Here is a 15,588-nt window from a genome sequence, read left to right as displayed (position 1 = left end):
CTATGAAGGCTGATCAATACAAATATTTAAGGAAAATCACTTTTAGGGATATCTATCTTGATGATTGGAATATTAATTTTTCAAAATCATACTACTTAGAGGTGATTAATCTTTGGGAAAAATTAGCCCCAGAAGATACTGATTTCGATAATTGGAGTCGAGAACGCCTTAAAAACCCACTCCCTCTTGCACCACCTTCTGACAATCTGCCTCGAATTAAGGAAATTCCAAAAAATTGGGCACTGTGTGTTTCTTTAAAAGAATTTAATATATCCAGCGCCCGTGAACTTAAAGAAATACCCATCGAATTCACATACATTCCATGGTTGAGAATGGAAATTGTCAATTGCCCGTATATTCCTTCATTTTCCTATTTACCTGTTCAATTTTGGAACATTGTTAATGGAGCAAGTGATGATAATTTTGACAGTGTATATTTTAATTTTAAAGAGCATCAATCGCGATTAAATGAATATCCTGAATTACTTGATGAAGATGGAATGTTTTGTGAAGAAACATATGGGCCGAATAATCCTAGATGGACTCGGGAAAAGACAGAATTTTTGAGATACATGAAAATGGTGGCCGAACAAGTCGATGATCCCAAGTTAAAAGAGACTCTTTTGGATATAGTTAATTTTTATTGGCCTTCTGTTCGGTTGAATGATTCATTTAAAATATTGTTATAATTTCTTGACTTTCTAAGTTATTAAAAATTCTTATTTTTATGTATCTATTTATAATGACAAAATTTGACATTATTTATCATTAATCTAGTGCTTTCTTGATGAGATTCTATTCAATCAATTCAATTTGAAAGGTTCAATTATATCCGAAATAATAAATATTAAATCTCAATATCATTAAGTTAGATATAAATCGACAAAAAAATACAACAATTTCTTTAAGAACAAAAGAGATCTTTCAAACAATATTAATATTAAACGCTCACACACTCCATAATTTTGAATATAAATCACATAAAATGGAGATTTTTTATTTATTCCGCCTATGCTGATGTTAAAATCGATATCTTTATATTCTAAGGATAATTCTTTTTATGCACATGAAAAAAACGTTAATTTACTGCCTATGGAAATGAAATTAACGAAATTCAGGTGTATAAATCATGAGTATTTGTATGGAGCATGACAATAATATTAATTACACTCAAAAAATCAAGAACAAAATCATTGAACCTTCTCTGTGTGAAAGAAATAAATCAAATCTTAATGATTTCACGAGAAACAGGAAATTACCATTCAATCGAATGATTGGGTTATTATTAAATAAACCAGAACATTCAATTACTTCACGCCTTAACCTAAGTTATGAAAAGCTATTTCCTAACGATTTAAATGTGATTCCAACATCTAGCGCCTTTATTCAAGCAAGAAAAAAAATTAAACATCAAGTCTTTATTGACTTGTTAGATTATTCTAACAAGCTTTTTTACCAAAATCTTGAAAATAAATACGAGATTAACACATGGAAAGAACACACGCTTCTAGCAATAGATGGAAGTCGTTTTACAATACCTGCAACTGAGAAAACAGAATCATTGTTCTGTAGAATTCGCTCAAAAAACCAAAAACTTTGCGTTTTCAAAAATTAAGAAAAATTCCAATAAAGAATATAAAGAAGAGTCTGCCTTTGAATAAATAATATAATTATCACTCCAAAGAAAATAATATTTGTAATCAATAGATCTCTTTTCATTGGGGGAGATTTCCAAATTATCAACAAAAATAAACCAACTAGATATCCAATTGGAAAAATAAATTCAAAAGAAAGTTGAGAATTTCTCCAAGATTCACCAATTTGTTTCTCCACTTCAAAAGAATAAGAATCTAAAATATAAATTGAAGAACTTTTTTCATCTAAAACGAAAATCTTGGAAGAATTATGCATTATTGCTTGTGGAGTGGCAACATCTAAAAAATCAATTGATTTTGAAGAAGAAGGCCAACTCATATTAACCAAAGAAAGACCTGGATTACCAATTGTAGCAACTAATATCATATTTTCAGAAATCCAATCGATATCTTGAATTTCTTTCACAAAACCATTCGGAAAATTACGCGAATAATAAGACATTAAAAATCTCGAAGGATAATTAATTCGACGAACAAGGGGAGATTTATGCTCACCAATAAATAGATCTGAAGTTGGAGCTAATAATGCAACTCGAGGAGATTCAAGAGAATCATAATTTAAGTATTTACCGTAAGACCATATAATTTCAGATGTTTCAGATATAGTTAATTCAAAAATAAAGTTAAAAGATTCACAGCAAACTAAAAGAGATGAAGCATTTTGAGCTTGTTGTGAACCATTTAAAAATTGAATTGAACTTATACCCAAAAAGAAATCAGATGAATTTACACTTTTTGAAAATGATAGTACAGAATTATTATCCCAATATTGATGAGAAAGCCACTCTGACCAATTGATATCTGCAGGATTATGTGCATTCCACTGCCAAAGAACGTGTGATATATTTGAAAGTGGAACTTGTATTATTCTGTCTTGTAATTGATCAACAATAAAAATTGTATTATTAGGTCCAATCTCTATATCACTAACATAAGGAATTTGAAGCACATTCTCTGCCAGAATTTTATTATTTTGAGAAATGATTTTCAATTGATTAACTCCATCGAGAACTATGAAGGAATTTTTAAATTCGCCATCTTGAATAATATCAAAATCTCGAGGAGAAGAGAGAAGTGATGAAAATTTGTTATTATTCTTCCCAGAAAACATTATTAAATTTGAAACAGAACAACTCAAGATCATAAAAACTGTGAAATATAACACCCAATGTTTGAATGACTTTGAAATTAGTCTTTTAAAGGACTTTTGAAAGAATGTACTCGAGTTAAATTTAGATGAAAATAATTTATTTTTAGAAATCTGTTATCACCATCCTATTTTGAAAAAAATAGAAAATCCAAGAAAATAACATGGGATATAGAATATAAGAAATATCATGGATAAATATCCAGATCTGAGTAGAATGTCTTTTTTTTGCCCTAAAGGGTAATTTCTAGGAAGGAAATAAACAAATAAAGCACACCATAATAGAAAAGTAAAACCTCCTAAAACCCAGTAGATAGAAAAATCTGGAAAGAATCTAAATATAAAATAACCAGTAGCTCCAGAAATAATTCCAAAGATGATTACCATAGCCATTCCGATTGAGAAAATTCTTCTTTGTGCCAGCATAATTATCTACTTGCATTTGTGGATTGCCAAAAATGACCTAAAAGATACGATTTATTGTGTTCAATTACATGTTCATACACAGATACAGAACCATTGGGAAAAATGTATATTTTATTGAAAGTGTGAAAATGTGGGCGAACACATTGAATTGAAGAAAGAGAACCTGTAAAAGACAGAATTGTTTCTTCAAGTTGTAATGAAAATCCAATATTGTTCTTACCCATCAAGATCAAATTAATATTGTTATTAGGAGCGGTAAAATTCTTTAGTACACTACCCGAATCTTCAAGAATCTTTTCAAACTTAAGTTTGGGCGAAGGAATTAAACGGTGATTCATTGCAATTATATTTATTTTTGAATCTACTTTCTCTGAAAAAAATTCAGTGATTTCTTTCATCCTTTTTCTACCTACAGCACCATTACTAATATGGGGATCAACTGTATTTAATCCTAATATCCGTAAATTTTCATTTTCAAAATTCGGTTCAGTTTTACTAAAATAATTTAAAAATCGATCCCATCCATATTTTGTCAAATCTTTAAAACCAGGTAGAATAATTTGTAGTGTTTTTATTTCAGCTAGTCGTTTTTTTGCCAATTCATATTCTTCTGGTCTATTTCCTCCAGTTAATGATCCAGTAAAGATAAAGATATCAGGATTCCAACTATTTATTTGCCTAACAGCATGTGAGAAAATATCTGAAACAAAATAAGAATTACTAAAATGAGAGTTTCCTGCATGAATAATTTTCGCTATTGGTTTCACAGAATTTAAATCTGGATTTACTTTTTCATCTAAATTTAGAGAAGCAGCACTAAATTGAAATGGTTGAAATCGTTGGTGGATAAAACGTCTTCGTTCAATGAAATTCCCATCCATTAACTTTTTGGTAATAAATTTAGCGTAATTTTCTTCAATATCTAAAACTGTGTAGGTAAATAATTCTCTATATCGTGTTTTATTTGCAGATAGAGTTCCTGAATTAAAAATTACTAAATCACTTGTTCCACTTGAACAAGTGTAGACATTAGAAATATGGCGATGTCCATTCAAGATTAAATCAACATTTGTTCGTAGTGCCATTTCAAGAGCATCTCCTGCATCATAAATAGCCGAACGCTCCCTACCAGTATATGGAATAGGGATTAACTGATGATGAAAAGCGAATATTTTAATTTGATCTGTATGATCTTCAAAATTTTTTTCACTAAATGCCAAAGCTCTTGAACCAATTCGACCAGTATTTTGATCTGGGATACTAGAGTCAACCCCTAAAATATAAAGATGAGGTTCTTCAATTTCAAAAGTACGTTTTCCTACTAATTCTTCAAATAATAAATAACCTACATTTCTTGCATCATGATTGCCCGGAATAATATAAAATTTCTCCGAATTTATTTTCCTAATCATATCTAAGGCGATTTCATATTCCATATAGGTTCCATCATGAGTCAGATCTCCCAGATGAATTATATAGTCAACATCAGGAATTTGAGAGATCTCTTCTAATCCTTTTCGAAACATAACACAGTTAAAACTAGAATTTATTCCTGAACTGATATGAGTGTCAGAAATTAAAACAATTCTACGGTTTGGAAAATGACCGGACTTATTTCGTGATATTTTCAATGTTTTTGTATATCGGACATAATTGGGCATTCCCAAGAGATTTCGAAGAGGCATCTTAATTAATATTAATAGAATGATACATTGAAAAAAAGTTTGTTACCAAATTGTAAAATTTGTATATTTTTTTTGGAAAAATTGGAATCAATATGAATTTTGTTGGTGTGTTTTTATAATAAGATTGAGAATCATGGAAAAATTAGAATGTAGGGAGAATCTAGCATTAGTGGTTCTACCGTGCTCTCGTTGTATACATGCAAAAAAAATTGAAGACATTGATGATGAATATCATATCTGTTGTACATTCAATGATTTTCAGACAACCTTAGAAGAAGCTGTTTGCATAGCGCGCATCTGTCCATACTTTTCACAATCAATTGATACTCTTTCTAAAATTATCAAAGAAAAATCAAGTTAATTAATAAATTATTTTACAAAGAAATTTTTTTGAGTATATTTTTTAGGAACAAAATTCCAGTATTTTTTATGAGCGATAATAATTATAATATTGCAGACAATTCTGTTCAAGCGGATAATTCTGTAATTTCTAATCCTGATTTGAATACAATCGAAAAAACAGATAAAATTTTCGAATTTCGCTTGGAGAAACTAAACTGGATACATAAAATCCTTTATTTTACAGTAATTACTGTCGGTTTATTATTACTATATTTTCGACCAATTGGAAGTTGGGCAATATTATTAAGTCCAGTTATCTTTTTTTTAGTTCCTGTTTTATGGAAAAAAATTGGAATGATTTTTTTTAAGCGCGATTTAGTTCCTTTAGTAAAAAGATACAAAAAGGAGGTAGAAAAAAAGATAAACAAAAAAATGAAAAAGCAACCAAAAGAAAAATTGAAAATTTCTGTTTTCTGGAAAGTTTTGAATTTTCTGATGGATTTAAAATATGATCCAACAAAAACATACTATATTGAACGCGTTCCAACGAATTTAAATGCAAATAAGATAAAAGATATTGGAAATAGGATTTTTGACGTAATTTCGGCATCTCTTGCGATTACATCGCTTGTAGGTATGATTTTCACCTGGATTTCCCCTATTTCAACTGTTGAAGAAGGTCAAAATCTATTGAAAATAATAATAATTATTGTGTTTATTTCCCCTCTACTTTCGAGTTGGTTAATTCCAACCTTATGGATAATGCAGGATGCTTGTATAAAATCGATTGATCCTGATCATAACAGTGAAAATGTTGGATTGTTAATTCGAAAGGGAACTTTAAGGAAATTTTTAGGAACAGGAGGTATAATGTTTGGTTATGGATTTCTACTTCAAAATATTCAAACATTACAAGAAAATATTCACAGTTTAGGCCCAGCTGAAGTGTACTTACTTGCAGGGGCATATTTGTTAGGATTTATTGTTATCATTGCATTTCCCAGCATTGTACTTACTTTTATTTATCTTTTTAAGTTTCACGTTGCGAATGTCAATGAAATCAGGGAAAATCTAAGCGATCTCTTGAAAACTGGCACCACTAATGTTGAATACATTTAAAAAATATATTAATTATTTCGTGGTTGATTTTTTTTATTTTTTATTTATTAGATCAGGAGTTCAAGATTGTTTTTAATTTTAAAATCTATTGCTTGATATAATCAAGTATAAAGCAAATATTCGCTATTTAAAAGCATAAGACAATTCGCTTACTGATCAATTGATCAAGATTTAAATTTTTAATTCACATCAAATTATTAGTGAAATTAAAGGAAGTATAAACTGAAATTAAAGGAAGTATAAACTGAAATTAAAGGAAAATCTGATTAATTTCATAAGAAATTCACCCATTAGGTGATCGAATCTAAATATTAAGAACACCCCATTTGTTTGAGAAATCTTTTTACATGAACGATTGATATGGTGATTAAGGGGTATGGATGAAAAAAAAATCAGTACAGGATTAGAAGAACTGGATTCTATTTTACAAGGGATAAAACCAGGCGATAATTTCGTTTGGCAAATATCTTCAATAGATGACTATATACCATTTGTCGAATATTTTGCTCGTTTTGCGAATAAATCGAGAAGCAATTTAGTTTATTTCCGATATGGAAATCAGAAAAAAGTAATAAAAGATGAATATGCAGCAACCACTATTTTTTTGAACCCTGCTGAAGGTTTTGAAGACTTTGTTGCTCAAATTATTCAAATTATAGAACAACAAGGTCCTTTTGTTTACTATATTTTTGACTTATTAGATGATCTCATTGTTGATTGGTATAGTGATGTAATGGTCGCAAATTTCTTTTTATTAATTTGCCCCTACTTACACAAAATGAAAGCATTAGCCTATTTTTCCCTTTTGCAGAATCAAAATTTATCCCATTCATTAAGAAATATTCAAAATACGGCACAAATAGTAATTAATGTTTATCCTCATGTAAATACAATCAATTATTATATTTATCCTGAGAAAGTCGAAAAAAGACATTCTTCAAGCATTCATATGCTTCATTATTGGGATCGAACAGAAGGTTTGGAAGGAAAACTCACGCCTGTTCGGGAAAGTGGGACAATAACTAGAATAATTAAAAAAACCCCTCTTCCAGAATTAAATTTTACAGTTAGAAGAATGGATTCATGGTTCGTCGATTTTAAAAAAGCCCAAGATTTAATGGAAAAACTTGAAGAATCTAATTATCAATTTGAAGAACAAAAAGCAGAAAACAAAGTGGAACTAAAAACAGAACAAAAATTACAACAAAGTATAGAATATATCCAAGAAGAAGAAAATGAAATTAAAATAAAGATCGAATTGTTAAAAAACAAACTTATTCGCAAGGTTTTACCAGATGATGATAGAATGCGAATTTTGGCAGTTAATTATTTATCGTTAAGAGATTTGATCAAAATCGGAAAAAGAATGATAGGGACGGGTCAAATTGGGGGAAAAACATCTGGTTTCTTAATTGCAAGAGCAATAATTAGAAAGAATAGACCAGATATGAAAGAAAGACTTGAGCAACATGATTCATTTTTCATTGGTTCACATCTTTTCTATACATTCTTGATTTTGAACGATTGTTGGGAAGATCGAAAGCGTTTGACAAATAAAAATACATTTTTACAAGGATTACAAGACATTCAAAGAAAAATCTTAAATGGCAAATTTGAACGCTATATAATTCGACAATTCCGAGAAATGCTGAATTATTTCGGTCAATCACCAATTGTTGTTAGATCTAGTAGTTTACAAGAAGATGCATTCGGAAATTCATTTTCTGGAAAATATGAAACGATTTTTTGTCCAAATCAAGGTACACCTGAACAGCGTTTAAAAAATTTTATTTCGGCAATAAAACGGATATATGCAAGTGCTGTTTCTCGAGAAGCTTTGTTATATCGTCAAGATCGTAATTTATTAGTAAAAGATGAAGAAATGGCTCTATTAGTACAAAGAGTATCAGGCATTGATTATGGCCAATATTTTCTCCCTCACATTGCAGGAGTAGGTTTTTCTTATAATCCTTTTGTTTGGGATGAAAAAATAGATCCAAATTCAGGATTCTTGAGATTAGTTTTCGGATTAGGCACTCGAGCAGTAGATCGTACAGGAGATGATTATACACGCTTAGTAGCTTTAAATGCACCAAACCTACGCACTTCCAAAGATTTAGCTGAAATTAGAAAATATTCGCAATATTATATCGATGTTCTTAATCTAAAAACTAACAAATTAGAATCAATACCTTATCATCGATTTTTTCACATGGATCTTGATATCCCCATTAGTTTATTTGTTACGGCTGATCCGGGTGCTGAACAGCGAGCTCAACAGCTGGGGTTGAAACATTCGTTTACTTCTATTCTAACCTTAACACCAATTCTAAATAACTCAAATATTCTTCAAGATCTTGGTGATATATTATCTGAATTACAAAAAGCTTATTCTTTTCCAGTAGATATTGAATTTACAATTAATTTTCGATCTTTTAAAGAATATACAATTCATTTACTTCAATGTCGTCCATTTCAAGTTACTCAAGAAACAAAGGGAATCAAAACTCCTGAAAATATAGAACAATCTAACATTGTAATAAAGTTTAAAGGCCCAGTGATTGGTACAAGTCGGAATGTATTTGTAGATCGATTGATATATATATCTCCACATGATTACTCTGAGTTAAGTATTCAAGAAAAATACCTAATTGCTCGTATTATCGGAAATATAAATCTTAATTATTGTTCCCATTCACAAAACATCATGTTGATTGGCCCCGGCAGATGGGGAACGAGTTCACCTAATTTGGGTGTTCCTATTACGTATGAAGAAATAAACAAAATAAGCATTATTGGTGAAATTGCTGAAATGCACGATCATTTGATTCCTGATATTTCGCTGGGAACTCATTTCTTTAATAATATTGTGGAAAATAATTTACTTTATTTTGCTTTAAACACTGATAAAGGAGAATATTATCAAAACTTAGAATTATTGAAAGATGAGCCAAATAAATTGCTGGATATAATGCCGCATGAACAAAGATGGGCAAGTGTTATTAAAATATATGATTTTCTTTCTAATTCTATTGAAACTAATAAGAAATTAGTATTCTTTGCTGATGCGATATCACAATCTGGGATTCTTTTTTTTAAATCAAAGAAATAATTAAATTTGTGGTGACTATAAATATGCAATCAGAAATTACAAAACATGGACCTTTACATGATAATAATGGATATCTGATTCAATCAGGATGGGCACGAGATCTTTTATTACAATACGAACGTTCTAAAGTCCGTGCAAATCCTCTCCGAATCAAGGAATGGGATTTTTACGAAATTCGTAATGATGAATTCGGTTTAATTCTGGTTATTTTTGATGTTGGATATCAAGGAACTATTAAAGCTCAATTTTTAGATTTTAAACGTCATGAAACCTCAGAAGCAAGTGAATCAGAATGGTTTACAAAAGGAAAATTGAATTTACCTCCATCGAGCAATTCTGGTGATATTCGATATACCATAAAGAATGCTTCGTGGGAATGTTTAAAGAAAGACGATCACCATCTTTTAAAATTTAATTTTCCTGATTATCTTGGAGGAAAAGGCTTCAGTGGTGAAATAAAGTTACTTTATCCAAGAGATATGGAATCTCTGATAAATATTATTCCATTTAGAAGCCCAAAACAATTTGTTTATGCACAAAAAGCAAATTGTATGCAAGCTTTTGGTTCTTTTAAGGTAGGTGAAAAACAATATCAGTTTTCTGAAGAAAATCCAAGTTTTGGATGTTTAGATTGGACCAGAGCTGTGTTTCCCTATAAAACATCATGGTATTGGGCATCAGCTTCGGGATTATGGAAAGGAAATTTATTAGGGTTCAATTTTGATTATGGATTTGGAACAGAATCCAGTAAAAATATGATTTTCTTTAATCATAAGGGACATCATTTAGATGAAGTAACTTATCAATGGAACCATTCTAATGTAAAAGATGATTGGATTTTTAAAAGCAATAACGATCGAGTAAAAATGCGACTCCATCCCACATTTATCATGGTTGAAGATACGAATTTTCTTGTTTTACGAATGAAAGTATTAAAAGCGTACGGTTATTTTTCAGGAGATTTGGTGTTGGATAATGGAGAAATTCTTCATATTTCTAAAGAAGATCACTTATTTGGGCATGCAGAACATGTTGTAAATCGATGGTGAAATTTAACTTCATTTTCCAATTATTTTTTTTATTCTGCTTCATTATTATGCTTTGCTATGAATATTATAAATAAGAAGATCTTTCTGAAAAAAAAAATGCAAAAAAAAAAAAAAATGATGTATCTTATACTTCTATTCTTCATCATTTCCCAGATAAAATTCCAAAATTGTTCTGAAAATCCATCAAGTAATTTAGTTTTCCCAGTAAAAGCAACAGGAGACTCTTCTACAATATTTCATCGTTACAATTCTTTGCAATTTTCCTCGTCAATTACTACCTTTGAAATTTCAGATTCCTATTTATTCATTGCCACAGATAACAACCAAATTAGAATATTTAATACATCTGATTCTTTGAATCCTGTTGAAATGTCATCAATTAATATGAATTCATCAATACTTGCTTTGACACTTAATGAAAACGGTAATTTTCTTTATATTTCCCTTGAAAATCAAGGAATTTCAGTTTTTAACATTACAGATCCAATAAATTATGAAATTACAAATATAATAACATTAAACATTAGCTTTTCTCATTTAATTGTATCAAACAATCTTCTTTTTGCACAATTTCAAAAATCAATTTATTATTTTGATATTTCCAATCCATTTCATGTTGAAAATATAGGAAAAATTTATTGTGATAAATTTAACTCTATGCAATTCAGCCAACCTTATTTGTTTTTAGCCGAAGATACTATTGGATTACGGGTTGTTGATTTCTCCAATTTGCAAATACCTGTTAATAGAAGTGTTCTTGTTGATCAAATTAATGATTTAAACTCAAGTTCAAATTATAATGAAATAAATGGAAAAGACTTAGCTGTCGATTTAGAAAATAATATTATATATTTGGCTGCAGAAAATGCAGGGCTACTTTCTATTTACTTGAAAAACATATCTCATATTGAAGTAATTAATAATTTAACAGATACAATTCCAATGGAACATATTTTACTTAATGATAGTCTCTTATTTGGAGGCTTTAATTCAGCAGGTTTGTGTTTATTGCAAGTTCCAATCTATGGCTATCCTAATTATGTTGATGTATCTGAAGAACAAGGGAATTTTAATCAAATGAGATTAGTTAAAACAACTTTATTCGTAGTAAATCAAAGTTATCCAGTAGGACAGACAGATGAAATGGATCAAAAACCATATATTTCAGAGTTAATAATATATGATTGTTCAGAAATAAATGCGTATCTTTCTGGTCTTGATAACTCTAGAATAAACATTTTATGGCAGATTGCAGCATTATTTGTGGTATTTGGTGTTATAGGTTTTATTATCGCTAAAATAGTTAGCCCAAAAGCAAAATAATTATCTTGATTGTTATGCATATTAAGTGATCAGATTTATCAAAAATAAATATGAATAAGTTTTTTTCAGCGTAAACTTTTTTGGAAAGTAGTTCTTGGGTTAAATTAGCACCATGGTTTTTAATGTCCAAGATTTAGTTAATTACATTTCTACAGATATTGTGCCTCCAGAAGCCATGATGCAGCTAAATCAACTATTATTTAAAGAATTGCGGGAATATTGTTTGGCTTGTGAAGATGACCGTATGATATGCGTACTCTCCCCTCAATGTCCTAAACGAATATTATTAAAGGTTAGGTTGCAAGCAGGAGCAGGTTACGAAGATCTTCCACAGTTTTGCTACTCTCAAGCAGTAAACAACATACGACGTTATTTGAATAAGAATACAACTCTTTACACACCACAAGATGAACTTATTTATAATAAAGATTTTCTTGATATAATGTTTCCCCGCATGTATAAGAATATAATCAAATACTACAAAACTGATATTAAAAAACTTCATGAATTAATACAAAAAAGTAAGATTCCTGCAGTAAATTTGGATTTTCGCTATGGTGATCGTGAGATCTTTGATCGAATTATCCATAAAGATAAAGTTATTCGAGAAGGAACCTTTCTTTATGATATTGTTGGACCTCATATTATCACCTGGTTTGAAGGAGCTATATTTATATCTGATTTTACCACTGACCTAACAATTGTAAATGCAAAAGAGGATATAATAAAAGATTTAAGCATAATGGATCTAGTTTTTCATACATATTGTGCTGAAATGGATCTTGAAGGAGTTTCAATCGTTAGTGGAGAACATCAAATTAACTTAATTATAAAAATACCTTTTATTCAAGTACATTCAGATAATATTTCTGAAGAAACTCAATTTTTCATAAAATTTTTTGAATTTTTACAGGAAAATTACTTTGAAATTGAACTCGCAGAAGATTCAAAGGAAAATTTGACTTTATCCTTAAAATATCAAAATCTTAATCATTTTTTAAACCAAAATCAACTTCATGCTTTAACTTATAACAAAATTCGAGAATTACTGAACAAATTCAACGCTCTACGTCAGGATAATTTGAAATATAAAAAACATCAATAAATTAAATCAAAAATAATATTAATCTTAATAATGTAAAATGCATGAATAAAAATTGCAAAAATATTAACATCTTTGAAATAGAACTTAATCAATCAAATAACAACAAAATAATGAATAAGAATTAAAACACCTATGGGAATGAATCATTATGGAAAACACAATGGAAGAAATCTTCAATTTTATAGATAAAAAGGACTATAATGCAGCGGTTCAATTAATAAAAACTAATTTAGACAAGCGGGATCAGAAGTTTATTGAAGATCTTGTTCCCAGCTTAAATATTATTACTGATACAGCTGAAGAAGTCGTAGAGAAAATTATGCCTTCCCTCCTTGGAATCCTTAATTTTGATGATGATGTTATTCGTTATTCTATAATCATATCCTTAAAAAAATTTGTTGAAGCCCATAAAAAATTAATTTTTCCTTATGTTGAAGATTATATTCGCTATGGTTCTCCCAAAAAAAGGGAAGGGATGCTACGTTTGCTTAAATATGTCGCAGATACAGATCCTTCTTCGATGATCCCCTTTTATGATTTGATCATCTCATGTCTTTCAGATCCAGAAGAATTTGTTAGAAAGAATGCAATTCAAGTGCTTCAATCAGTTGGAAAATCTAATCGCAATGAAATTGAAGCCCGAATTTTAAAATTTCTGAAATTGTTAAAAGATGAATCTGAAATTCGCGCAAGTAATACCGAAATTGTAAAAACTGCCGAACAACTCTTAGCAGAAAAGAAAACGATTGAAGATATTTCTCCTGAGGAACAACTCTTAATAACTGCAGCAGATAAGGTATTGAAAAAAGATGCAGATGGAGTATTAAAGCGAGCGAGTGTTGAAGAAGCAAAGATTGCTGCAGATGAAGTTCTAAAGGAAATCGTAGACATTAAAACATTAGAGCAAGAAGAATTGGAACGCAGAGAACTAGAAGCCCAATCTAAAGCCTTAAAAGAAAAACTAGAAGAAGATGAAAAAAAACTCGAACTGGAAAAACTAAAATTAGAAGAAGAACAACGAAAGATTGAAGAAGAACGCCTTCGACAAGAAAAGGAAAGATTAGAAAAAGAGAAGGAAATAATTGAAAAGCGAAAAGAACTTGAACGTGTAAAACAAGAATTGGAATTGAAACGTTTGGAAGAAGAAAAACGAAAAATCTTGAAAGAAAGTGCAGAACTTGTTCAAGATCATGAGAAAAAATAATCAGAAAAGAGGAATGAATAATATCATTGAATTTAACTTGATATTACTAAATAGGGTAAAAAAATGACACAAAAATCAAATAAAATTGTTTCTAAAGCTGTGATCTTGGCTGCTGGTTTCGGAAAACGCTTAGCACCACTTACAGAAACGCGCCCCAAACCACTTATTGCCATTGGTGGAAAACCCTTACTTTCTCACACACTCGAAGCCCTTAAAATTATTGGAATTAAAGAAATATTACTTATCGTGGGATATAAAAAGGAACAAATTCAAGATTTCTATGGAAACGGAGAATCTAATCTGGGTCTTCAAATTTCTTATCTTGATCAAAAGGAATTTCTGGGAACAGGCCATGCTACACAATTAGCCGAATCATTCGCTAACAACAAACAATTTATGTTGATTTACGGAGATTTATTCATGGACCCAGGTATATATCAACAAATTCGATTAGACTACATTTCAGGAAAATATGATGGCGTGATTTCTGCCAAATCCATGCCAGATCCTACAAAATGGGGAATTTTACAAGTTGATTCAAGAAATATTTTGCGAAAACTTATTGAAAAACCACCAGATGATCGATATGGGACCCTTGCAAATGCTGGAGTGTACATTTTTTCACCCACAATTTTCGATGCTTTAAGACAAATACCAAAATCCTCTCGAGGAGAATATGAATTAACAGATGCCATAACTGCCCGAATTAATAAAGGAGATAAATTCCATGTTTTTGATATTTCTGATTCCTTTTGGAGTGATGTAGGTCATCCATGGCAACTTTTAGAAGCAACAAAGTATCTTCTTAACAAACTTCCAGGCGAACCTACAACAAAGACAACCTTACCTCTTCCTCATTTAATAAATAACGGTGGAAACGTTGAAAATTTTGTAACTATACACGGTACGGTAGTATTAGGTGAAAATTCGATAATAAAATCAGGTAGCTATTTAGAAGGTCCAATAAAAATTGGAAAGAACTGTGTTATCGGTCCAAATGCATATATTCGTCCATATACAGTTTTGGGAGATTATTGTAAAGTTGGAAATGGTTCTGAAATTAAAGGATCTATAATTATGAATCATACAGCAATTCCACATCTTTCGTATATCGGAGATAGTATTATTGGAGAATATGTGAATTTCGGTTGTGGTTCAATTACTGCCAATTTAAGATTAGATAAACAAAATATTATGATGGAAATAAAGGGTAAACGGGTTAATACTGGGCGTCGTAAATTAGGCACTGTTGTTGGAGATCATGCACAGCTAGGTATTCAAGTTAGTATTATGCCAGGAAAAACCATCGGCTCCTATGCTCATGTTGGAAGTAATACAGTAATACATGAGAATGTGCCATCAAATTCAATCTATTTCAATCGAACAAAACCTAGTCTTAAAAATAGAGAATAGAAACGATA

Annotated in this window: 13 protein-coding genes; 10 read left to right on the top strand and 3 right to left on the bottom strand. The window is 30.1% G+C overall.

Annotation, left to right across the window (positions count from 1 at the left end; genetic code table 11):
* On the top strand, positions 1-689 hold a 689-nt coding region (locus ACXLDF_RS14195; protein WP_457559200.1), incomplete at its 5' end, for a hypothetical protein.
* Positions 690-1,129: 440 nt separating this feature from the next.
* On the top strand, positions 1,130-1,615 hold the full coding sequence (locus ACXLDF_RS14190) for a hypothetical protein (protein ID WP_457559199.1): 486 nt from the start codon (positions 1,130-1,132) through the stop codon (positions 1,613-1,615).
* Here ACXLDF_RS14190 and ACXLDF_RS14185 read toward each other — a convergent pair.
* From ACXLDF_RS14185 to ACXLDF_RS14175, 3 genes are all read right to left on the bottom strand, one after another.
* Entirely contained in the window at positions 1,612-2,766 is a 1,155-nt protein-coding gene (locus ACXLDF_RS14185; protein WP_457559198.1) for a hypothetical protein, read from the bottom strand. The two genes, ACXLDF_RS14190 and ACXLDF_RS14185, sit on opposite strands and share 4 nt — an antisense overlap.
* A gap of 156 nt (positions 2,767-2,922) precedes the next feature.
* A complete protein-coding gene (locus ACXLDF_RS14180; protein WP_457559197.1) occupies positions 2,923-3,228 on the bottom strand; it encodes a hypothetical protein in 306 nt (101 codons plus the stop codon).
* Between the two features lie 2 nt (positions 3,229-3,230).
* Complete coding sequence (locus ACXLDF_RS14175) at positions 3,231-4,913, bottom strand: metallophosphoesterase family protein (RefSeq protein WP_457559196.1); 1,683 nt, start codon at positions 4,911-4,913, stop codon at positions 3,231-3,233.
* Positions 4,914-5,046: 133 nt separating this feature from the next.
* On the opposite strand from ACXLDF_RS14175, the gene ACXLDF_RS14170 reads away from it, so the two are divergent.
* The 8 genes from ACXLDF_RS14170 (at position 5,047) to glmU (ending at position 15,580) form a co-directional block, all read left to right on the top strand.
* A complete protein-coding gene (locus ACXLDF_RS14170) occupies positions 5,047-5,274 on the top strand; it encodes a hypothetical protein (RefSeq protein WP_457559195.1) in 228 nt (75 codons plus the stop codon).
* 68 nt (positions 5,275-5,342) lie between these two features.
* Positions 5,343-6,374, top strand: a complete 1,032-nt coding sequence (locus ACXLDF_RS14165; RefSeq protein ID WP_457559194.1) for a hypothetical protein — start codon at positions 5,343-5,345, stop codon at positions 6,372-6,374.
* A 376-nt stretch (positions 6,375-6,750) separates the two neighbouring features.
* Positions 6,751-9,486, top strand: coding sequence for a PEP/pyruvate-binding domain-containing protein (locus tag ACXLDF_RS14160; protein WP_457559193.1), 2,736 nt, complete (start codon positions 6,751-6,753; stop codon positions 9,484-9,486).
* A gap of 23 nt (positions 9,487-9,509) precedes the next feature.
* A complete protein-coding gene (locus tag ACXLDF_RS14155) occupies positions 9,510-10,535 on the top strand; it encodes a DUF2804 domain-containing protein (protein ID WP_457559192.1) in 1,026 nt (341 codons plus the stop codon).
* Positions 10,536-10,631: 96 nt separating this feature from the next.
* Positions 10,632-11,858, top strand: a complete 1,227-nt coding sequence (locus ACXLDF_RS14150) for an LVIVD repeat-containing protein (RefSeq protein WP_457559191.1) — start codon at positions 10,632-10,634, stop codon at positions 11,856-11,858.
* 112 nt (positions 11,859-11,970) lie between these two features.
* Positions 11,971-12,963, top strand: coding sequence for a hypothetical protein (locus tag ACXLDF_RS14145; RefSeq protein WP_457559190.1), 993 nt, complete (start codon positions 11,971-11,973; stop codon positions 12,961-12,963).
* Positions 12,964-13,111: 148 nt separating this feature from the next.
* Positions 13,112-14,167, top strand: coding sequence for a hypothetical protein (locus ACXLDF_RS14140; RefSeq protein WP_457559189.1), 1,056 nt, complete (start codon positions 13,112-13,114; stop codon positions 14,165-14,167).
* Between the two features lie 63 nt (positions 14,168-14,230).
* Positions 14,231-15,580 carry a bifunctional sugar-1-phosphate nucleotidylyltransferase/acetyltransferase gene (gene glmU, locus ACXLDF_RS14135; RefSeq protein WP_457559188.1) on the top strand — a complete coding sequence of 450 codons (1,350 nt, stop codon included), beginning with the start codon at positions 14,231-14,233 and terminating at the stop codon, positions 15,578-15,580.
* The last annotated feature ends 8 nt before the right edge of the window (positions 15,581-15,588 follow it).

Source organism: Candidatus Harpocratesius sp. (assembly GCF_054039255.1).
This window is presented reverse-complemented; position numbering and strand designations above follow the sequence as displayed.